General features: G+C 45.4%; 24 protein-coding genes and 1 other annotated feature. All 24 genes read right to left on the bottom strand.

All coding sequences use genetic code 11. The annotated features are described in order from the left end of the window. Positions 1 to 23: 23 nt before the first annotated feature. Positions 24 to 392 carry a 50S ribosomal protein L14 gene (rplN, locus tag MKX36_RS22030; RefSeq protein ID WP_007432573.1) on the bottom strand — a complete coding sequence of 123 codons (369 nt, stop codon included), beginning with the start codon at positions 390 to 392 and terminating at the stop codon, positions 24 to 26. Positions 393 to 426: 34 nt separating this feature from the next. Then, complete coding sequence (gene rpsQ / locus MKX36_RS22035; protein ID WP_007432574.1) at positions 427 to 690, bottom strand: 30S ribosomal protein S17; 264 nt, start codon at positions 688 to 690, stop codon at positions 427 to 429. Between the two features lie 50 nt (positions 691 to 740). Continuing rightward, complete coding sequence (gene rpmC, locus MKX36_RS22040; protein ID WP_007432575.1) at positions 741 to 938, bottom strand: 50S ribosomal protein L29; 198 nt, start codon at positions 936 to 938, stop codon at positions 741 to 743. After that, complete coding sequence (gene rplP / locus MKX36_RS22045) at positions 928 to 1362, bottom strand: 50S ribosomal protein L16 (protein ID WP_007432576.1); 435 nt, start codon at positions 1360 to 1362, stop codon at positions 928 to 930. Before rplP ends, rpmC begins: the two co-directional genes overlap by 11 nt. 2 nt (positions 1363 to 1364) lie before the next feature. Further along, entirely contained in the window at positions 1365 to 2030 is a 666-nt protein-coding gene (rpsC, locus tag MKX36_RS22050; RefSeq protein ID WP_007432577.1) for a 30S ribosomal protein S3, read from the bottom strand. Positions 2031 to 2043: 13 nt separating this feature from the next. Beyond that, positions 2044 to 2376 carry a 50S ribosomal protein L22 gene (gene rplV / locus MKX36_RS22055; protein WP_007432578.1) on the bottom strand — a complete coding sequence of 111 codons (333 nt, stop codon included), beginning with the start codon at positions 2374 to 2376 and terminating at the stop codon, positions 2044 to 2046. Positions 2377 to 2411: 35 nt separating this feature from the next. Further along, positions 2412 to 2690, bottom strand: a complete 279-nt coding sequence (gene rpsS, locus MKX36_RS22060; RefSeq protein ID WP_007432579.1) for a 30S ribosomal protein S19 — start codon at positions 2688 to 2690, stop codon at positions 2412 to 2414. A 72-nt stretch (positions 2691 to 2762) separates the two neighbouring features. Beyond that, positions 2763 to 3593 (bottom strand): 50S ribosomal protein L2, encoded by an 831-nt coding sequence (gene rplB / locus MKX36_RS22065; RefSeq protein WP_016818651.1) that lies wholly within the window; start codon positions 3591 to 3593, stop codon positions 2763 to 2765. 30 nt (positions 3594 to 3623) lie between these two features. Continuing rightward, positions 3624 to 3914, bottom strand: a complete 291-nt coding sequence (gene rplW / locus MKX36_RS22070; RefSeq protein ID WP_013373266.1) for a 50S ribosomal protein L23 — start codon at positions 3912 to 3914, stop codon at positions 3624 to 3626. Next, positions 3914 to 4537: a 50S ribosomal protein L4 gene (gene rplD / locus MKX36_RS22075; RefSeq protein ID WP_013312160.1), complete on the bottom strand. Its 624-nt coding sequence runs from the start codon at positions 4535 to 4537 to the stop codon at positions 3914 to 3916. Before rplD ends, rplW begins: the two co-directional genes overlap by 1 nt. Before the next feature lie 26 nt (positions 4538 to 4563). Next, positions 4564 to 5187: a 50S ribosomal protein L3 gene (gene rplC, locus MKX36_RS22080; RefSeq protein ID WP_013312161.1), complete on the bottom strand. Its 624-nt coding sequence runs from the start codon at positions 5185 to 5187 to the stop codon at positions 4564 to 4566. Positions 5188 to 5219: 32 nt separating this feature from the next. Then, positions 5220 to 5528 (bottom strand): 30S ribosomal protein S10, encoded by a 309-nt coding sequence (gene rpsJ / locus MKX36_RS22085; RefSeq protein ID WP_005544556.1) that lies wholly within the window; start codon positions 5526 to 5528, stop codon positions 5220 to 5222. A gap of 340 nt (positions 5529 to 5868) precedes the next feature. Continuing rightward, the gene (tuf, locus tag MKX36_RS22090; RefSeq protein WP_013373267.1) at positions 5869 to 7059 is read right to left on the bottom strand and encodes an elongation factor Tu; all 1191 of its coding nucleotides are present in this window, start codon (positions 7057 to 7059) and stop codon (positions 5869 to 5871) included. A 92-nt stretch (positions 7060 to 7151) separates the two neighbouring features. Next, complete coding sequence (fusA, locus tag MKX36_RS22095) at positions 7152 to 9230, bottom strand: elongation factor G (protein WP_016818650.1); 2079 nt, start codon at positions 9228 to 9230, stop codon at positions 7152 to 7154. A gap of 47 nt (positions 9231 to 9277) precedes the next feature. Further along, positions 9278 to 9748, bottom strand: coding sequence for a 30S ribosomal protein S7 (gene rpsG, locus MKX36_RS22100; RefSeq protein ID WP_007432586.1), 471 nt, complete (start codon positions 9746 to 9748; stop codon positions 9278 to 9280). 50 nt (positions 9749 to 9798) lie between these two features. Next, complete coding sequence (gene rpsL, locus MKX36_RS22105) at positions 9799 to 10221, bottom strand: 30S ribosomal protein S12 (protein ID WP_007432587.1); 423 nt, start codon at positions 10219 to 10221, stop codon at positions 9799 to 9801. 144 nt (positions 10222 to 10365) lie between these two features. Further along, entirely contained in the window at positions 10366 to 10617 is a 252-nt protein-coding gene (locus tag MKX36_RS22110) for a ribosomal L7Ae/L30e/S12e/Gadd45 family protein (protein ID WP_016818649.1), read from the bottom strand. 221 nt (positions 10618 to 10838) lie between these two features. Further along, complete coding sequence (rpoC, locus tag MKX36_RS22115; RefSeq protein WP_016818648.1) at positions 10839 to 14453, bottom strand: DNA-directed RNA polymerase subunit beta'; 3615 nt, start codon at positions 14451 to 14453, stop codon at positions 10839 to 10841. A 140-nt stretch (positions 14454 to 14593) separates the two neighbouring features. After that, a complete protein-coding gene (rpoB, locus tag MKX36_RS22120) occupies positions 14594 to 18139 on the bottom strand; it encodes a DNA-directed RNA polymerase subunit beta (protein WP_016818647.1) in 3546 nt (1181 codons plus the stop codon). A 343-nt stretch (positions 18140 to 18482) separates the two neighbouring features. Further along, on the bottom strand, positions 18483 to 19097 hold the full coding sequence (locus tag MKX36_RS22125) for a class I SAM-dependent methyltransferase (RefSeq protein ID WP_016818646.1): 615 nt from the start codon (positions 19095 to 19097) through the stop codon (positions 18483 to 18485). 156 nt (positions 19098 to 19253) lie between these two features. Beyond that, entirely contained in the window at positions 19254 to 19619 is a 366-nt protein-coding gene (gene rplL / locus MKX36_RS22130) for a 50S ribosomal protein L7/L12 (RefSeq protein ID WP_013373275.1), read from the bottom strand. Positions 19620 to 19687: 68 nt separating this feature from the next. Then, positions 19688 to 20191 (bottom strand): 50S ribosomal protein L10, encoded by a 504-nt coding sequence (gene rplJ / locus MKX36_RS22135; protein ID WP_016818645.1) that lies wholly within the window; start codon positions 20189 to 20191, stop codon positions 19688 to 19690. A 73-nt stretch (positions 20192 to 20264) separates the two neighbouring features. Next, positions 20265 to 20416: a sequence feature (ribosomal protein L10 leader region), on the bottom strand. 68 nt (positions 20417 to 20484) lie between these two features. Next, positions 20485 to 21177, bottom strand: a complete 693-nt coding sequence (rplA, locus tag MKX36_RS22140) for a 50S ribosomal protein L1 (RefSeq protein ID WP_107735227.1) — start codon at positions 21175 to 21177, stop codon at positions 20485 to 20487. Between the two features lie 87 nt (positions 21178 to 21264). Beyond that, positions 21265 to 21690 (bottom strand): 50S ribosomal protein L11, encoded by a 426-nt coding sequence (gene rplK, locus MKX36_RS22145; protein ID WP_007432595.1) that lies wholly within the window; start codon positions 21688 to 21690, stop codon positions 21265 to 21267. Between the last annotated feature and the right edge of the window lie 33 nt (positions 21691 to 21723).

The raw sequence follows: 21723 nt of genomic DNA on the forward strand, positions 1-21723 counted from the left end.
TACGGGCACATTTTAAGGTGAATTTAGATCACTTCCGGAGCCAAGGAAACGATTTTCATGAAGTCCTTGTCACGAAGTTCGCGAGCAACTGGTCCGAAAATACGAGTACCGCGTGGGCTCTTGTCTTCTTTAACGACCACTGCTGCGTTCTCATCAAATCCGATGTAGGAACCGTCTTTACGGCGGATAGAACGTTTAGTGCGAACGACAACCGCTCTTACTACATCACCCTTTTTGACAACGCCGCCTGGTGTTGCTTGTTTTACGGAACAAACGATCAGGTCACCAATTTGAGCTGTACGACGTCCCGTACCACCGAGCACACGGATACACATCAGTTCCTTCGCGCCGGAATTGTCAGCTACAGTCAAACGTGTAAATGGTTGAATCATTTATTTATCCTCCTTTCGGAAAAACTACACTACATTAGATTATAACAGCTTTTTCAACGATTTCGACCAGTCTCCAGTTTTTGTCTTTGGACAAAGGACGAGTTTCCATGATTTTAACAGTATCACCGATTTGTGCAGTGTTGTTTTCATCATGAGCTTTGAATTTTTTAGTCACTTTAATGCGTTTATGATAGAGATCATGTTTTTTGTAAGTTTCTACAGCAATCACAATCGTTTTATCCATTTTGTCGCTGACTACTTTACCGACTAATACTTTACGGGCATTACGTTCGCTCATTGTTGGCCTCCTTCCTAATTACAGGCGGAATTTCCACCCGGTCTAATATCTTAGCTAATCCCAAGTTCTCTTTCACGGATCACAGTTTTAGCACGAGCAATTTCCTTACGCACAGCACCGATCCGAGTCGGGTTATCAAGCTGACCGGTAGCGAGTTGAAAACGAAGGTTGAAAAGTTCTTCTTTAAAACCAGAGATCTTTTGTTCGATTTCAGCAGTGGTAAGGTTGCGGAATTCACTAGCCTTCATTTGCTTCACCACCCAATTCTTCACGTTTCACAAACTTAGTTTTGATTGGCAGTTTGTGAGCGGCAAGACGCATTGCTTCACGAGCAATCTCTTCCGGTACACCAGCAAGTTCAAACATGATCTTACCTGGTTTCACTACTGCAACCCATTTTTCTACGTTACCTTTACCACTACCCATACGAACCTCAAGAGGCTTTTGAGTAATTGGTTTGTCAGGGAATATTTTAATCCAAACCTTACCACCACGTTTGATGTAACGAGTCATCGCAATACGAGCAGCTTCGATTTGACGGTTAGTGATCCATGCTGGTTCAGTAGCTTGCAAACCGTACTCACCGAAATTCAGTGTAGTACCGCCTTTTGCACGACCCTTCATATGACCACGTTGTTGTTTACGATGTTTTACGCGTTTAGGTACCAACATGATTAGTTGCCTCCTTCCTGAGGAGCTTGTTTCTTAGCTGGAGGAAGAACCTCTCCACGATAGATCCATACTTTTACGCCAAGACGGCCATAAGTAGTATGAGCCTCTGCTGTACCGTAGTCGATGTCAGCACGAAGCGTATGCAGTGGAACAGTTCCTTCGCTGTATCCTTCGGAACGAGCGATTTCGGCACCGCCAAGACGTCCGCCTACTTGAGTTTTAATTCCTTTTGCACCGGAACGCATAGTTCTTTGAATTGCTTGTTTCAACGCACGACGGAAAGAAACACGACGTTCCAATTGTTGTGCAATGCTTTCAGCAACAAGAATTGCATCCAGTTCAGGATTTTTAATTTCAGAAATATTGATGTGTACCTTTTTACCGCCTGCGATTTTAGTGATTTCATTACGCAGATTTTCAACTTCGGAACCACCCTTACCGATAACCATACCTGGTTTCGCAGTGTGAATCGTTACGTTGACACGGTTAGCTGCTCTCTCGATTTCAACACGGGATACAGCGGAGTCTTTCAATCTTTTCTTCAGATGCTCACGAATCTTAACGTCTTCTAGCAAAAGATCACCGAAATCTTTGCCTGCATACCATTTGGATTCCCAATCACGAATAATACCGATTCGGAGTCCGACGGGATTTACCTTTTGGCCCACACGTTTTCCCTCCTTATTTTTCAGATACCACCAGAGTAATATGACTGGTGCGTTTATTGATGCGGCTTGCACGACCCATTGCACGCGGGCGGAACCGTTTCATTGTAGGACCTTGGTTTACAAAAACCTCAGACACTACCAATTTATTTACGTCCATGGAGTAGTTGTGATCTGCATTTGCGATAGCAGAATTCAGCAATTTCTCAACGACTGGAGAAGCGGATTTCGGAGTGTGACGAAGAATTGCAATCGCCTCACCTACCTGCTTGCCACGAATCAAATCGATAACAAGTTTCACTTTGCGAGCGGAAATCCGCACGGATTTAGCATGTGCTTTTGCTTCCATTGAGTTACCTCCTCTCAAACACTACGCTGTGTTGATTATCTTCTTGTTTTCTTATCGTCATCCGTATGGCCTTTGTACGTACGCGTTGGAGCGAATTCGCCCAATTTGTGTCCAACCATATCTTCCGTTACGTATACAGGCACGTGTTTACGACCATCATATACACCAAACGTGTGTCCGATAAATTGCGGGAAAATTGTAGAGCGACGGGACCAAGTTTTGATCACGACTTTTTTGTCAGACTCGTTCAAAACCTCTACTTTTTTCAACAGGTAACCATCAATAAATGGTCCTTTTTTGAGACTGCGACCCATTTGTGAATCCTCCCTTCGTTAAAACGTAGTCGTTCTTTAATATGTTAACGTGCGACTTAAGCGCACGTTTTATTACTTAGTACGACGACGAACGATGTACTTATCAGATGCTTTGCCTTTTTTACGTGTCTTGTAACCAAGGGTTGGTTTACCCCATGGAGACATTGGAGATTTACGTCCGATTGGAGCGCGACCTTCACCACCACCGTGTGGGTGATCGTTAGGGTTCATAACAACACCGCGAACTTCAGGACGTTGTCCCAACCAACGACTACGACCAGCTTTACCGATCTTAACAAGCTCGTGGTCTTCGTTACCTACAGATCCGATTGTAGCACGGCAAACTTTCAGAATGCGACGCACTTCACCAGAAGTCAAACGAATTGTAACATACTTCTCTTCTTTACCAAGAAGTTGGGCTTCCGTACCAGCAGCACGAACAAGTTGGCCACCTTTACCCGGTTTCAATTCGATATTGTGGATAACCGTACCTACTGGAATGTTTTCCAATGGCAAGGAGTTACCGATTTTAATATCGGAGTCCGGACCGGATACCACTACATCTCCTACTTTCAGACCTTTAGGAGCGATGATGTAACGTTTTTCACCATCCACATAGTGGATAAGTGCGATGTTGGACGTACGGTTTGGATCATATTCGATCGTAGCAACGCGGCCCGGTATTCCATCTTTGTTACGTTTGAAGTCAATAATACGGTATTTACGTTTATGTCCGCCGCCATGATGACGAACTGTAATTTTACCTTGGTTATTACGTCCAGCTTGCTTGCTCAGAGGTGCCAGCAACGATTTCTCGGGCTGATTTGTTGTGATCTCCTCGAAAGTAGATACAGACATTGCACGTCTGGCCGGGGACGTCGGTTTATACTTTTTAATTGGCACTGAGTTTCCCTCCTTACTTTACAGATTCAATTATACTGTTTCAAAAAACTCAAGCGGCTTACTGTCTTTGCTCAGCGTTACGAACGCTTTTTTCCACTCGCTCGTATAGCCGGAATGACGTCCGTAGCGTTTTGGTTTTGCAGGAACACGAAGTGTGTTAACGTTACTTACTTTCACGTTAAAAATCGCTTCGATTGCTTTCTTGACTTCGACTTTATTGGAACGAATGTCAACTTCGAAAACATATTTCAAGTCATTCATCATACCAGCCGTACGTTCGGTGATAATCGGACGCTTGATAATATCACGAGGATCCTTCATTACGCGAGCACCTCCTCTACCTTCTGAACTGCTTCCTTCGTAATGATCAGTTTGTCGTGTCCGAGCACATCAAGAACATTAATGCCGTCTGCGGCTACAAACTTCACACCAGGAATATTACGAGCGGACAGCGCTACATTATCATCATAGCTAGGAGCTACAATCAATGCTTTACGATCTGCTTTAAGGTTATTCAAAATGGCTGCGAATTCTTTCGTTTTAGGTCCGTTCAGTGTAAGAGCGTCCAATACGATGATTTCATTCTCAATCACTTTGGATGACAGTGCCGATTTGATCGCCAGACGACGAACTTTTTTAGGCAATTTGTAAGCATAGCTGCGTGGAGTCGGACCGAATACAGTACCGCCGCCAACCCATTGTGGTGCCCGAATCGAACCTTGACGAGCGCGACCAGTACCTTTTTGTTTCCAAGGTTTACGTCCGCCGCCACGTACTTCAGAACGTCCTTTTACTTTGTGAGTACCTTGACGCAGGGAAGCCAATTGCATAACAACAGCGTCATGAAGAACGTGTTTATTCGGCTCGATACCGAACACTGCATCGTTCAATTCAATTTCGCCAACTTGGCTGCCGCTAATATTAAATAGTGCTACTTTTGGCATTTCGTGTTCCTCCTTTCTTCAGTTAATTATTTTTTCACCGTTTCTAATACTTTAACGAAGCTGTTTTTAGGTCCTGGAATGGAACCTTTCACGAGCAATACATTACGTTCTGTATCGATCTTAACAACTTCAAGGCGTTGGATTGTTACCGTTTCATGCCCCATGTGTCCTGGCAGGTGTTTACCTTTAGGAACGCGGTTAGCTTGAATGGAACCCATAGAACCTGGACCTCTGTGGTAGCGCGAGCCGTGTGCCATTGGTCCGCGGCTTTGTCCCCAACGTTTGATAACGCCGGCAAAACCTTTACCTTTAGAAATACCTGTTACGTCAACGAATTCGCCTTCTGTGAAGACATCAGCCTTCAGTTCTTGGCCAACCTCGTACGCAGCAAGGTCGATGCCACGAAGTTCACGAACGTAGCGCTTAGGTGCAGTATTTGCTTTTTTAGCATGCCCTGCTTCAGGTTTATTGGATCTTTTTTCTTTTTTATCAGAGAACCCGAGTTGGATAGCTTCGTATCCATCGTTTTCCAGATCTTTCTTTTGCAGAACAACACAAGGACCAGCTTCGATAACCGTAACAGCAAGTACGTTACCTTCAGGGGTAAACACTTGAGTCATTCCGAGTTTTTTTCCTAAGATACCTTTCATGTTGACACCTCTTTTCTTTTCCTGATTACATATTACAATTTAATTTCGATATCTACACCGGACGGCAGGTCCAAGCGCATCAAGGCATCCACAGTTTGTGGAGTCGGATTAACAATGTCGATCAAACGCTTGTGTGTGCGCATTTCGAATTGTTCCCGAGAATCCTTGTACTTGTGTACCGCACGGAGAATAGTAATGATTTGTTTTTCAGTTGGCAGCGGAATTGGTCCGGAAACACCTGCACCCGAACGTTTAGCTGTTTCAACAATTTTCTCAGCGGATTGATCAAGAATTCTGTGATCGTAAGCTTTCAAACGAATACGAATTTTTTGCTTTGCCATTTTAGTCCCTCCTTCTATCGCCCAATTTGGTATCGGACATACTCCGTGAAAATTTTCCGACAGCCCTCCCATGGCAAAGGGGCCGGGTGTGTCAGTAACCTCTCACATCATCGCACAGTCACAAACAACATTAGTTATTATATCGAATACTTCTGCCTATTGCAAGCAAAAACGAAAAAAACAATGTATCTTATTTTCAAAGATAACAATTGTGCTCGCAGCTCGCGATTTTCCTCAAGAGAAAAGCCCCCGCACCATGGCAGGGGCTCGTTTTGCTTCGTTCCAATACAATGTTACTCGTTCCAGTACAATGTTGCTATATTCAAGGCTCGAAGCCTTATTATTTAGAGATTGTTGCTACAGCGCCTGCACCAACTGTACGTCCGCCTTCACGAATGGAGAACTTAGTTCCTTCTTCAATCGCGATTGGACTGATCAGTTGAACAGTAACCGTAATGTTATCACCAGGCATTACCATTTCGGAACCTTCTGGCAAAGTAATGATACCAGTTACGTCAGTTGTACGGAAGTAGAACTGTGGACGGTAACCAGTGAAGAAAGGTTTGTGACGTCCGCCTTCTTCTTTAGTCAAAACGTAAATTTGAGCAGAGAATTCTGTATGTGGGTTAACAGAACCTGGCTTAGCCAATACTTGGCCACGCTCGATTTGTGCACGATCTACACCGCGAAGCAGTGCGCCGATGTTGTCACCAGCTTGAGCGGAGTCAAGCAATTTACGGAACATTTCTACGCCTGTTACTACGGATTTACGGGATTCTTCTTGAATACCGATGATTTCGATTTCGTCGCCCACTTTAACTGTACCACGCTCTACACGGCCTGTAGCAACTGTACCACGACCAGTGATGGAGAATACGTCCTCGACAGGCATAAGGAAAGGCTTGTCAGTGTCGCGTTCTGGAGTTGGGATGTAAGTGTCGATTGTTTCGAACATTTCAACGATTTTCTTAGCCCAGTCGCCATCTGGGTTTTGCAGTGCTTCACGAGCGGAACCACGAGTGATTGGAGTGTCGTCGCCTGGGAAGTCATACTCGCTCAGCAAGTCGCGAACTTCCATTTCAACCAATTCCAGCAACTCTTCGTCTTCAACCATGTCGCATTTGTTCAGGAATACAACGATGTATGGAACACCTACTTGACGGGACAAGAGGATGTGTTCGCGAGTTTGTGGCATAGGACCGTCAGCTGCGGATACAACCAGAATAGCTCCGTCCATTTGTGCAGCGCCAGTGATCATGTTTTTAACATAGTCGGCGTGACCTGGGCAGTCAACGTGTGCATAGTGACGGTTAGGTGTTTCATATTCCACGTGTGCAGTGGAGATTGTGATACCGCGTTCGCGCTCTTCTGGAGCTTTATCGATTTGATCGAATGCTACAGCAGCACCACCGTAAGTTTTGGAAAGTACAGTTGTGATTGCAGCAGTCAAAGTTGTTTTACCATGATCGACGTGACCAATTGTACCGATATTAACGTGCGGTTTGTTACGTTCAAACTTAGCCTTTGCCATTTGAACAATTCCTCCTCAATAACATGTTTTATTTTTAGGCTGTCGGAAACCTCTTGGAAAACCTAGAGTATCCGATCAGCTAATACACTGTATTACTCGCCGCCTTTGGTTTTGGCAACGATCTCTTCAGCAATGCTCTTCGGAACTTCTTCATAGTGATGAAGCTCCATGGAGAACACACCGCGTCCTTGTGTACCGGAACGAAGTGTAGTGGAATATCCAAACATTTCGGACAATGGAACCATTGCACGAATAATTTGGGCACCGCCACGGGAATCCATACCTTCAATCCGACCACGACGGGAGTTCAACATACCCATTACGTCTCCCATGTATTCCTCTGGAACCGTTACTTCAACTTTCATAATCGGCTCAAGCAATACAGGTTTACATTTGTCTTTCGCTGCTTTCAGCGCCATTGAACCGGCAATTTTAAATGCCATCTCATTGGAATCGACATCATGGTATGATCCATCCACAATTGTAGCTTTAACGTCCACAAGCGGGAAGCCTGCAAGGACACCGTTCTTCATTTGCTCTTCAATACCAGCAAGTGCAGGTCCGATGTATTCTCTTGGAACAGAGCCACCGACAACCTTGCTTTCAAACTGGCTACCAGTACCTGCCTCAAGTGGTTCGAACTCAACCCATACGTGACCATATTGACCACGACCACCGGATTGACGAACAAACTTACCTTCAACACGTGCTGGAGCACGGAATGTTTCACGGTATGCTACCTGTGGTTTACCAACATTGGTTTCCACTTTGAACTCACGACGCATACGGTCAATGATAATGTCCAAGTGAAGCTCACCCATACCTGCCAAGATAGTTTGACCAGTTTCTTCGTTAGTCGAAGCGCGAAGAGTTGGATCCTCTTCGGTCAACTTACCGAGTGCAACTGCCATTTTGTCTTGGTCAGCTTTGGTTTTAGGCTCAACCGCGATTTCGATAACCGGATCAGGGAAGTTCATGGATTCGAGAATAACAGGATTCTTCTCATCACACAGTGTATCACCTGTACCTGTATCTTTCAAACCTACGGCTGCCGCAATGTCACCGGAGTATACTTCAGTGATTTCTTGACGGCTGTTCGCATGCATTTGAAGGATACGTCCGATACGTTCGCGTTTGCCTTTTGTTGCATTCAATACGTAAGAACCGGATTGAAGAACACCGGAATATACGCGGAAGAATGTCAATTTACCAACGTAAGGGTCCGTCATGATTTTGAAGGCCAATGCGGAGAAAGGCTCTTCATCAGAAGAATGACGTTCAACTTCCGTTCCATCTTCCAGATGACCTTGAATACTTGGTACATCAATAGGAGCTGGCAGGTAATCAACAACTGCATCCAGCATCAGCTGAACACCTTTGTTACGGTAAGAAGATCCACAGATAACTGGGAAGATCTTAACTTCTACAACACCTTTACGGAGAGCGGCTTTAATTTCTTCAACCGTGATCTCTTCGCCTTCAAGGTATTTCATAGTCAAATCTTCATCCAGTTCAGCAACCTTCTCGATCAATTCGTTGCGGAGTTCCTCAACTTTGTCTTTGTAGTCCGCAGGAATTTCGGCTTCTTCGATATTTTGACCAAGGTCATCTTTGTACATATGAGCCTTTTGTTCAACAATATCGATGATACCTAAAAAGTCATTTTCTGCACCGATTGGAAGTTGAATAGCAACTGCGTTCGCTTGAAGGCGATCACGCATATCAGCTACAACGTTCAAGAAGTCGGCACCGATAATATCCATTTTGTTTACATATGCGATCCGTGGAACGCCATAGCGATCAGCCTGTCTCCATACGGTTTCAGACTGAGGCTCAACGCCTTCTTTCGCACTGAAAACACCAACTGCTCCGTCCAATACACGAAGGGAACGTTCAACTTCAACAGTGAAGTCAACGTGCCCCGGGGTGTCGATGATATTGACGCGGTGACCTTTCCAGGCAGCGGTCGTCGCAGCGGAAGTAATCGTGATTCCGCGCTCTTGTTCTTGTTCCATCCAGTCCATTGTCGCAGCACCTTCGTGAACTTCACCGATTTTGTGCGTACGGCCTGTGTAGAACAAGATCCGCTCTGTTGTTGTGGTTTTACCCGCGTCAATATGAGCCATGATCCCGATATTACGTGTATTTTTCAAGGAGAACTCTCTTGCCATGAAATGGGTCTCCCTTCAAAATTGAAGTTATTTTTTTTAGCTGAATCCTACCAACGATAGTGAGCAAACGCTTTGTTCGCTTCAGCCATTTTGTGCGTGTCTTCACGTTTCTTCACGGAAGCGCCTGTGTTGTTGGAAGCATCGATAATCTCAGCCGCCAAACGCTCTTCCATAGTTTTCTCGCCGCGGTTGCGGGAGTAGTTTACGAGCCAACGTAATCCCAGGGACGTACGTCTTTCTGGTTTTACCTCGATTGGTACTTGGTAGTTGGCACCGCCGACACGGCGTGCTTTAACTTCCAGGACTGGCATGATATTCTTGATAGCTGCTTCAAATACTTCCATCGGGTCATTACCCGTACGTTCTTGGATAAGCTTGAACGCATTATACAGAATGCTTTGAGCAACGCCTCGTTTTCCGTCGAGCATGATGCGGTTGATCAAGCGAGTAACCAACTTGCTGTTGTATACCGGATCTGGCAACACGTCTCTTTTGGTAACTGGACCTTTGCGTGGCATGGATATCCCCCTTTCTTACATGTTAAACCTGCATACGCGGTTTATATTCATTAGGATTTTTTAGCTTTAGGGCGTTTTGCGCCGTATTTGGAACGAGCTTGCATGCGGTTGTTTACGCCTGCAGTATCCAAAGCACCGCGAACGATGTGGTAACGCACACCCGGAAGGTCTTTTACACGACCGCCACGAATCAGCACTACGCTGTGTTCTTGAAGGTTATGTCCAATACCTGGAATGTAAGCAGTCACCTCTACACGGTTCGTCAAGCGAACACGAGCATATTTACGAAGTGCGGAGTTTGGTTTTTTCGGAGTCATAGTACCTACACGAGTGCAAACTCCGCGTTTTTGCGGGGCACTGATGTCGGTAGCTTCACGTTTCAAGGCATTAAAACCTTTTTGCAAAGCCGGTGATTTCGATTTCTCGATTTTGGCTTGACGTCCTTTACGAACCAGTTGATTAATAGTTGGCATGTTGGTTGCCACCCCCTTCCTCAATTTTTGCTGTTACTTTACAAACCTTATCTAAGCCCACAGACCCAGGCGGTTCATAAAAGAACAAATGAAAAGTCTTTGCCGCCAAGAATAACGATTCCCTAGACAAAAACGTTCCTTACCCTATTGTTTTACGATAGCAGCCATCGCGGCTCCCACTTCAATCCCGCATGCAGCTCCGAGATTTTTCATTGTATCTACGAGAGTCACTTTGACCCCGTGCTTGTTGCACAAATCAATGATGTTGGAAGTGAAACGCTGATCTGCATCTTCTGCCACATATACTTCCGAGGCGAAGCCCATTTCTACCATACGAATGGTTTGTTTGGTACCGATTTTGACATGAGCATCTTGCAGTCCCTGTTCTTTAGACATATCTCATTCCTCCGAAAAGACCCAATAGCATATAGGCTGCTCACGCACCTTTGCTATATTAGCATTGACTATGAACAATGTCAAGACAATTATCAACTATAATCTATTTAAACACAGTAATACGTTACATTTTTATAAGAAGTACCGGAGCACCGTTGCTACAGCCTTTACCAAAGCTTATATCTACGGTGTTCCGGGCTTATCATATTATTTTTATATTACTACTCAGCTGAAATGGGTTCGAGTTCCTCAGATGAGGATTGCCCCTCTTCAGGCTGGGCAAATTTCACGCTACGGTAACGATTCATACCTGTTCCCGCAGGGATCAATTTACCGATAATTACATTCTCTTTCAATCCAAGCAACTGATCGACTTTTCCTTTGATAGCTGCATCTGTCAGGACACGAGTAGTTTCTTGGAAGGAAGCTGCTGACAAGAAGGAGTCCGTTTCCAGAGAGGCCTTGGTAATACCAAGGAGAACCGGTTTGGCTACCGCTGGTTCTTGGCCGCTGAGAATCGCTATCTTGTTTGCATTTTCATACTCATGTACATCCACAAATGAACCTGGAAGTAGTGTTGTGTCACCCGCATCAATGATACGAATTTTACGCAACATTTGACGAATCATAACTTCTACGTGCTTGTCGTTGATTTCAACACCTTGGTTCCGGTATACACGTTGAACTTCCTGAAGGATATAGTTCTGCACCCCGCGAATACCTTTAATACGCAGCATTTCTTTAGGGTCAATCGAACCATCCGTCAGTTCGTCCCCGGCTTCAACAGTCATGCCTTCGCTTACGCGCAAACGTGAACCATAAGTGACCGAATAGGTTTTTGTTTCAGCTTCACCCTGAATGTCGATTTCGCGACGGTCTTTCCCTTCACGAACTTCTTTAACTACACCGTCAATTTCACTGATGGTTGCCTGACCTTTAGGATTACGTGCTTCAAAAAGCTCCTGGATACGAGGCAAACCTTGTGTGATATCGTCGCCCGCTACACCACCTGTGTGGAACGTACGCATGGTGAGCTGTGTCCCTGGTTCACCGATGGATTGAGCCGCGATAATACCAACCGCTTCACCAATCTCAACGTGTTTGCCAGTAGCCAGATTACGGCCGTAACATTTTTTGCAGACGCCATGTTTGGCACGGCAGCTTAGCACGGAACGAATTTGAACTTTATCCACACCAGCTTTGACGATCGCCTCAGCTTTGTTGGAGTCAATCAATTCGTTGCGTCTAGCCAAGATCTCACCCGTCTCAGGATGACGTACGGTTTCGAAACAATAACGACCTTCCAGACGATCGTACAGGTCCTCAATGACTTCTTTACCGTCTTGGATGCGGCTTACTGTAAAGCCTTTATCCGTTCCGCAGTCATCTTCGCGCACGATAACATCTTGTGCCACATCAACGAGACGACGAGTCAGGTAACCGGAGTCAGCCGTACGTAACGCTGTATCCGCCAAACCTTTACGCGCTCCGTGAGTGGAGATGAAGTACTCGAGTACTGTCAGACCTTCACGGAAATTCGATTTAATTGGGAGCTCGATAATACGACCCGATGGATTCGCCATCAGTCCACGCATACCGCCAAGCTGGGTAATCTGAGATTTGTTACCACGCGCTTTGGAGTCAACCATCATCATGATAGAGTTGTAGCGATCCATGGATTTCATCAAAATGTCTGTAATATCGTCTTTGGCCTTGGACCAAATATCAATAATCCGATCATAGCGTTCCTCGTTCGTAATCAGACCACGACGGTACTGATTGGTCACGACTTGCGCTTTATCATCAGACGCTTTAAGAATATCCTGTTTCTCTTGAGGTACAACTACGTCTGCCACAGCAACCGTCACACCTGCACGAGTAGAATACGTAAAGCCAAGCTGTTTGATTTTATCCAAAATCACAGCAGTTTCTGTCGTATGGTAAATCTCAAAGCAACGGGCGATGATATTACCAAGGTAATCCTTGCCCACTCCACTAGCTTGCGGAGCGTTCTGGATGGCTTCAGTGAGGTTTACACCCTTATCGTAAACAAAGAACTCTTCAGCAGTACCATAGAGCAGGTTGGCACGAGTAGCGTCATTGATGTACGGGAAGCTTGCCGGGAAAATCTCATTAAAGATAATTTTACCCACGGTTGTAATCAACATTGCATCCTGTTGCTTCTCTGTAAAGCTAGTTTTATTCAAAGCCTTAACCGGAATAGCTACACGAGCATGAAGACCCGCTGTTCCACGTTGATAAGCCGAGATAGCCTCATTCGGGTTGCGAAGGATCATGTTGCTTCCCTCTTCTTCCTTGTTGTCCATAGTCAAATAGAATGAACCAAGGACCATATCCTGGGAAGGGGTAACAACAGGCTTGCCGTCTTTTGGATTCAAAATGTTGCCGGATGCCAGCATGAGCAAACGAGCTTCCGCTTGAGCTTCTGCAGACAACGGAACGTGAACCGCCATTTGGTCACCGTCAAAGTCGGCATTATACGCCGTACATACGAGTGGATGCAAACGAATTGCACGACCTTCAACCAAGATCGGTTCAAACGCTTGAATACCCAATCTATGCAGCGTAGGGGCACGGTTTAGAAGAACCGGATGTTCTTTGATTACTTCTTCGAGCACATCCCATACTTCAGCACTCACACGCTCTACTTTACGCTTCGCACTCTTAATGTTGTGTGCCAAACCTTTGTTAACAAGTTCTTTCATAACAAAAGGCTTAAACAGCTCCAGCGCCATCTCTTTTGGCAGACCGCATTGGTACATCTTCAAGTACGGACCTACTACGATAACGGAACGACCGGAGTAGTCAACACGTTTACCGAGCAAGTTTTGACGGAAACGTCCTTGTTTACCTTTCAGCATGTGGCTGAGGGATTTCAAAGGACGATTACCCGGACCTGTAACAGGACGACCACGACGACCATTATCAATCAGAGCGTCAACAGCTTCCTGCAGCATCCGTTTTTCATTTTGCACGATAATATCTGGCGCACCCAGATCTAACAAGCGTTTCAGACGGTTATTACGGTTAATAACACGACGATACAGATCATTAAGGTCAGAAGTAGCAAAACGTCCACCATCCAACTGTACCATTGGACGAAGCTCAGGAGGAATAACAGGCAGTACGTCCATGATCATCCAATCCGGTTGGTTGCCAGAGTTACGGAATGCCTCAATAACTTCAAGGCGCTTGATCGCACGGTTTCGACGTTGCCCTTGAGCTGTACGCAGCTCTTCTTTCAAAAATTCCAATTCTTTGTCTATATCTAAATCTTGAAGAAGCTTTTTAACCGCTTCAGCACCCATTCCTGCCTGGAATCCGTAGCCATATTTCTCACGATAGCTGCGGTATTCTTTCTCGGACAGGAGTTGCTTTTTCTCCAAAGGCGTATCTCCTGGATCGGTTACAACATAAGATGCGAAGTAAATGATCTCTTCCAAAGATCTTGGAGACATATCAAGAGCAAGACCCATACGACTCGGAATGCCTTTGAAGTACCAAATGTGCGATACAGGAGCTGCCAACTCAATGTGGCCCATACGCTCACGGCGAACCTTAGCGCGAGTAACTTCTACTCCACAACGGTCACAGACAACACCTTTATAGCGTACACGTTTGTACTTACCACAGTGACATTCCCAATCTTTCGTAGGTCCGAAAATTTTCTCGCAAAATAGTCCTTCTTTTTCCGGTTTAAGCGTACGATAGTTAATCGTCTCCGGTTTTTTGACTTCTCCGCGGGACCAAGAACGAATCTTTTCGGGGGAAGCAAGCCCGATTTTCATATATTCGAAATTGTTAACGTCCAACAAGGAGCAACCCTCCTTAACCAAATCCTGAGTTTTTAGGTTTGATACCGCCCGGCAGCACCGGGCGGTATCAAGAAGCCTGATCCATCCAAAAATGGATCGAGGCATATAACAAAGCTGATATGAGTCAGTCAGCAGTCAAATTACTCTACGCCAACCTCAGAGCCTTCCAGATTCAAACTCAGCTTATCGCCAGTTGTGTCATCTTCATCATCAAGCTCTCTCATTTCGATCTCTTGTTCGTCTTCAGACAGAATCTTCACGTCCATACCCAAGCTTTGCAGCTCTTTGATCAAGACCTTGAATGATTCAGGAACACCCGGTTCAGGGACATTTTCACCTTTGACGATGGATTCGTAAGTTTTAACACGTCCAACCACATCATCAGATTTCACAGTCAAAATTTCCTGAAGCGTGTACGCTGCACCGTAGGCTTCCAGTGCCCATACTTCCATCTCCCCGAAGCGCTGACCACCGAATTGGGCTTTACCACCCAACGGCTGTTGCGTAACGAGAGAGTAAGGACCTGTAGAACGGGCATGGATCTTATCGTCGACCATGTGCGCCAGTTTGATCATGTGCATGACACCGACAGTAACTTCACGTTCAAAACGATCACCTGTACGTCCATCATACAACACCGTCTTACCATTGCGTTGCATACCCGCTTCTTCCATCGTATCAAATACGTCATACTCCTTGGCACCATCGAATACTGGAGTTGCCACATGAATACCAAGACGCATTGCAGCCATACCCAGATGCACTTCAAGCACCTGTCCGATGTTCATCCGTGAAGGTACGCCCAGCGGGTTCAGTACGACTTGCACTGGGGTGCCATCCGGCAAGAATGGCATATCTTCTTCAGGCAGAATACGGGCAACGACACCCTTGTTACCGTGACGTCCAGCCATTTTATCGCCTTCAGAAATTTTACGTTTTTGAGCAATGTATACGCGTACCAACTGGTTTACACCCGGTGGCAACTCATCGCCATTTTCACGTGTAAATACTTTAACATCTACAACGATCCCGTCAGTTCCGTGAGGAACTCTCAAGGAAGTATCGCGAACCTCGCGCGCCTTCTCACCGAAGATTGCATGCAAGAGACGTTCTTCAGCTGTCAGCTCAGTCACGCCCTTAGGTGTTACTTTACCAACAAGAATGTCACCTGCGGCAATTTCCGCACCGATGCGAATGATGCCGCGCTCATCTAGATTACGAAGCGCTTCTTCACCAACATTCGGAATATCACGAGTGATTTCTTCTGGTCCAAGCTTCGTATCACGAGCCTCGGATTCGTATTCCTCGATATGGATCGAGGTGTATACATCCTCTTTAACCAGCTTCTCGCTCAGCAAGATCGCATCCTCGTAGTTGTAACCTTCCCAAGTCATGAACGCTACGACAACGTTACGTCCCAATGCCAACTCGCCCATTTCTGTGGATGGACCATCCGCTAGAATATCGCCAACCTTGACAATATCGCCTCTGTTTACGATTGGACGCTGGTTGATGCATGTTCCTTGGTTAGAACGCATAAATTTGTGTAATTTATACTTAACAATATCGCCTTTTACTTCAGTACCATCTACATTTTCAATACGACGCAACCAAATTTCGTTAGCCGAAGAACGTTCAATTACCCCGTTGTACTTGGACACAACGCAAACACCAGAATCTTTTGCAGACTTATGTTCCATCCCTGTTCCTACCAAAGGCGCTTTCGGAATCAGTAGTGGAACAGCCTGCCGCTGCATGTTGGAACCCATCAATGCGCGGTTCGAGTCATCATTCTCCAGGAACGGAATCAGTGCAGTAGCGACCGATACGACCTGTTTAGGCGATACATCCATGTAATCAACACGGCTACTTGCCATCGGAATAATGTTATCAGACTGCTTGTTATAACGGACAATAACGATTTCATCCTTAAAGGTGTTTTCTTCCGTCAATTCCGCATTTGCCTGAGCAACGATGTAGTTATCTTCTTCATCAGCAGTCAGGTAATCAATCTGATCTGTAACTTTTCCGGTTTTCGGATCTACCCAGCGATAAGGAGCTTCGATAAATCCGTACTCGTTGATACGTGCGAAAGTGGACAAAGAGTTGATCAAACCAATGTTTGGTCCCTCTGGTGTCTCGATAGGACACATACGGCCGTAGTGACTCGGATGGACGTCACGTACTTCCATGCCCGCGCGTTCGCGCGTCAAACCGCCGGGTCCGAGTGCAGACAGACGACGTTTGTGCGTTAATTCAGCAAGCGGGTTTGTCTGATCCATGAACTGAGACAGCTGGGAGCTACCAAAGAACTCTTTAATCGACGCAATGACCGGACGTATGTTAATCAGCGCCTGTGGCGTAATTACATTAGCATCCTGAATTGACATTCTTTCGCGTACCACGCGTTCCATACGGGACAGACCAATACGGAACTGATTTTGCAGCAACTCACCTACAGAACGCAAACGACGGTTACCCAAATGGTCAATGTCGTCTGTACTTCCGATTCCGTGAAGCAAGTTAATAAAATAACTGATGGAGGAAATAATATCGGCAGGCGTAATGTTCTTAACCGATTTATCGATATTTCCATTGGCAATCAGCTTCACTACTTTACCATCTTCAATTGGCGAGAATACATCGATCGTTTGAAGCGGAATATCGTTGCTTTCCAATACGCCACTAGCAACATGATACGTACGATGTCCAACCGACTCTTCTAGTTGTGCCAAAATCTCGTCCAACAGGCGGCGGTCTACCATTTGCCCTGCTTCAGCGATGATTTCACCAGTTGTCGTATCAATCAGTGTCTCAGCAAGACGTTGATTGAACAGACGGTTTTTGATGTGAAGCTTTTTATTGATTTTGTAACGGCCTACGTTGGCCAGGTCATACCGTTTTGGATCAAAGAAGCGTGCAACAAGCAAGCTCTTTGCGTTATCCAATGTTGGTGGCTCACCCGGACGAAGACGCTCATAAATTTCAATCAGCGCTTTCTCCGTGGAATCCGTGTTGTCTTTATCAAGTGTGTTGCGGATATATTCGTCATTGCCGAGCAAATCCAGAATCTCAGCATCAGTGCCAAAGCCAAGCGCACGCAGCAACACCGTAACCGGAATTTTACGGGTACGGTCAATCCGGACATAGATAATATCCTTCGCATCCATCTCCAGTTCGAGCCAAGCCCCCCGGTTAGGAATTACCGTTGCGGTGTATGTTGTTTTCGCATTCTTGTCGACTTTTGTGCTGAAATAGACGCTGGGAGAGCGAACCAACTGGCTGACAATAACCCGTTCCGCACCGTTAATAATAAACGTACCCGTTTCAGTCATCAGCGGGAAGTCTCCCATGAATACTTCCTGCTCTTTCACTTCCCCGGTTTCTTTATTAATAAGCCGGACTTTTACCCGAAGCGGTGCTGCATACGTAACGTCGCGTTCCTTTGCGTCGTCAACGGTATATTTGGGTTCTCCGAGAGAGTAATCGATAAACTCCAGAATCAGATTCCCTGTGAAATCTTGAATTGGAGAAATATCCCGAAACATTTCCCGTAATCCTTCCTCCAAAAACCAATCATAGGATTTTTGTTGGATCTCAATCAGGTTGGGAACCTCGAGTACCTCATTAATACGTGCATAACTGCGCCGAGTGCGTCGACCATATTGAACAAGATGTCCTGCCAACTTAAACTCACCCCTCATGTCTACTCACTTTAAAAATACATTGCGAACCTCTGTTTGTGACCTTATAATAAGACACATACAGATGATTCGATCTTACAAATACAGAAAAGCCCTTACTCGAATGCATTCGAAAAAAGAGCGACGTATCTGCAGAATCCTCATACCGGAAGATCTTCATCACTTGTAGATTTGCCCAAAATGGTTATATTATACGTAAGAGATATAAATACTATACCCTGTTACGCATAAATCTATTGACATTTCAACAAACTAAAGCCATGGAGGGCATCCTAATACTGACATTTTATAATGATATCACAGACCAGGATTCAAGTCAATGGTCCTATTGCATTTTTCTAAAACTTTTTTCAGCCTTTAAAATCCGATAACCTTTATCCTTCGTAACTTCTTCCACATGACCGAAAAGGCTCTCTATTTTAGCGCTCGCCGAAGGAGCACCCTGCTTTTTCTGAATGACGACCCATAAAGCTCCACCCTCATTTAAATGCTCATACGCAAGCTCAAATATGGTATGAACCGTTTCTTTCCCTGCACGTATAGGAGGATTCGTCAAGATCACGTCAAAACGTTCGTGTTGCACTTCTGCAAACAAATCACTTTGCTTAATGGTGACATTTTTAATTCCATTACGCTCCGCATTCTCTATCGCTAGTTGAACGGCTCGCTCGTTAATATCAACCATTGTAACGTGTCCGTCCGGGACAAGCGTAGCCGCCGTCAAACCAATCGGTCCGTAACCACATCCTACATCCAATACCGAGGCATTTGCAGGAAGTTGCATAGCTTCAATCAACACACGACTCCCATAATCAATCCCCTGCTTTGAGAAAACGCCTGAATCGCTGGCAAATCGATAGGAACGTCCACGCAGCACCGTCTCTAGACTTCGCCGTTCATGTGCCGTCTCTGGCCGTCTGGAGTAATAATGATCAGCCATTCACGCCCACCTCTTTCGGTTGTACGGTTATACTAACATCATAGCCTTTAGAATAATATTTCAGACCTGTTTGTACTACCGCTTTACAGCAACAAACCCCTTGAAGATCACCTCAAGGGGTTTGTTTTAATTCATTGTCTGCTAAAGAGCAGTCAATTATTTTACTTCTACAGAAGCGCCTGCTTCTTCCAATTTTGCTTTAACGGATTCAGCTTCTTCTTTTGCAACTTTTTCTTTCAATGGTTTTGGAGCGTTGTCAACCAGTTCTTTTGCTTCTTTCAGGCCAAGACCTGTAATTTCGCGAACTGCTTTGATAACGTTGATTTTGGAAGCGCCAGCGCTTGTCAAGATTACGTCGAACTCGGATTGCTCAGCTTCTGCTGCGCCACCTGCTGCGCCACCTGCTACAGCTACTGGAGCTGCTGCAGTTACGCCGAATTCTTCTTCGATTGCTTTCACGAGATCGTTCAGTTCCAATACGGACATACCTTTAATCGCTTCCAAGATTTGCTCTTTACTCATGGTTGAACCTCCATTTAAATTCGTATTTTTTTGTTCTTAACTGCTATACAGCAGGTTTAAATCCCAACTTATGCACTTTGCTCTTCTTTATCTGCAACAGCTTTAACCGCAAGCGCGAAGTTGCGCATAGGAGCTTGAAGCACGCTGAGGAGCATGGAAAGGAGACCTTCGCGGGATGGCAGTTCTGCCAGCGCTTTGATTTCCTCAACACCGATCACACGACCTTCTACAACTGCACCTTTCAGTTCCAATGCATTGTTTTTCTTAGCGAAATCGTTCAAGATTTTAGCTGCAGACACTGCATCATCTTTGCCGAACGCGATTGCAGTAGGACCTGTCAATACTGCGTCCAGTTCAGTCAATTCTGCTGCCGCAGTTGCACGGCGGAGCAGTGTGTTTTTCAGCACTTGAAATTCGATTCCGGCTTCGCGAAGCTGCTTACGCAGCTCAGTTACTTGGGCAACATTCAGACCGCGATAGTCTGCAACTACAGTTGTTACGCTCTCGCGCAATTTTGCAGCTACAACTTCAACAGCTTCTTGTTTTGCTTGAATCACCTTTGCATTTGCCAAACTGTACACCTCCTGATCAATTTATCTACTTTGTTCGAAACACCCATTCTGGCGTTCTACCAAAGTCGTTTTCATGAGCATGAAAAAAGCCTCCGTAGAGTACGAAGGCTTGATAAATCCACATGGACGGGACAAGCCCGTCGCATGAAACGTTCTATCATAACACCTCGGTAGGAAATTAAGCCCGAAAGCACCTACTGTCTACGGTAAGCATATTCAACTTTAACGGTCAGTCACAAGGACTCACAACTTTTACAGAATAACAAATTTGATTGAACGTGTCAACCGAAATATTATCTGTAAACAGATGTGTTCACACGTGCACTTGGTCCCATAGTCGAAGAAATAGCGATGTTTTTCAGGTATACACCTTTAGCAGACGCTGGCTTCGCACGGTTCAAGGCTTCAATCAAGGCTTTAAGGTTCTCGTTCAGTTGTTCAGCACTGAAGGAAGCTTTGCCAATTGGCGCATGAATTTGAGCGGTTCTGTCGAGACGGTATTCGATTTTACCGGCTTTAATTTCTTGAACAGCCTTGGCAACGTCGAAAGTAACTGTACCTGCTTTAGGATTAGGCATCAAACCTTTACCACCGAGCAAACGACCCAGTTTACCAACCTCACTCATCATATCAGGTGTCGCAACGCAGACATCGAATTCGAACCAGCCTTGTTGGATTTTGTTGATCATATCTTGATCGCCAACAAAATCAGCGCCAGCCGCTTCCGCTTCTTTCACTTTGTCACCTTTTGCAAATACCAGAACGCGTTGTGTTTTACCCGTACCATGTGGCAGGACAACAACACCACGAACAGCCTGGTCTTGTTTACGGGAATCTACGCCCAGACGAACTGCTGCTTCAACGGTTTCGTCAAATTTAGCAGTCGCAGCCTTTTTCACCAATTCAACGGCTTCCAAAGGCTCGTAAGTTGCTTCGCTATCAATCAGCTTAGCAGCTTCCAGGTACTTCTTACCATGTTTAGCCATAATATTTTTCCTCCTTATGTGGTATTAGCGGATATTCCTCCCACACTGCCGGACAGTCAAACTGCCGGCACACGTAGATTAATAAAATTAATCTACGATGGTGATACCCATGCTACGAGCAGTACCTTCAACCATACGCATTGCCGATTCTACGGAAGCTGCGTTAAGGTCAGGCATTTTTTGCTCTGCAATTTGACGAACAGCAGCGCGATTTACAGTTGCAACTTTCGTTTTATTCGGTTCACCGGAACCTTTTTCGATTTTAGCAGCAACTTTCAACAGAACAGCAGCCGGTGGAGTTTTGGTGATGAACGTAAAAGAACGATCCTCAAATACCGAAATTTCAACCGGAATAATCAGGCCTGCTTGATCAGCAGTACGAGCATTGAACTCTTTACAGAATGCCATAATGTTGACACCTGCTTGACCCAAAGCTGGACCTACTGGAGGCGCTGGATTAGCTTTCCCTGCAGGGATCTGCAGTTTTACCATTTTAATTACCTTTTTTGCCATGGATGACACCTCCTTGACTCAATAGTGGTAGAC

The organism is Paenibacillus sp. FSL W8-0439, assembly GCF_038008995.1.
Taxonomy (GTDB): domain Bacteria; phylum Bacillota; class Bacilli; order Paenibacillales; family Paenibacillaceae; genus Paenibacillus; species Paenibacillus polymyxa.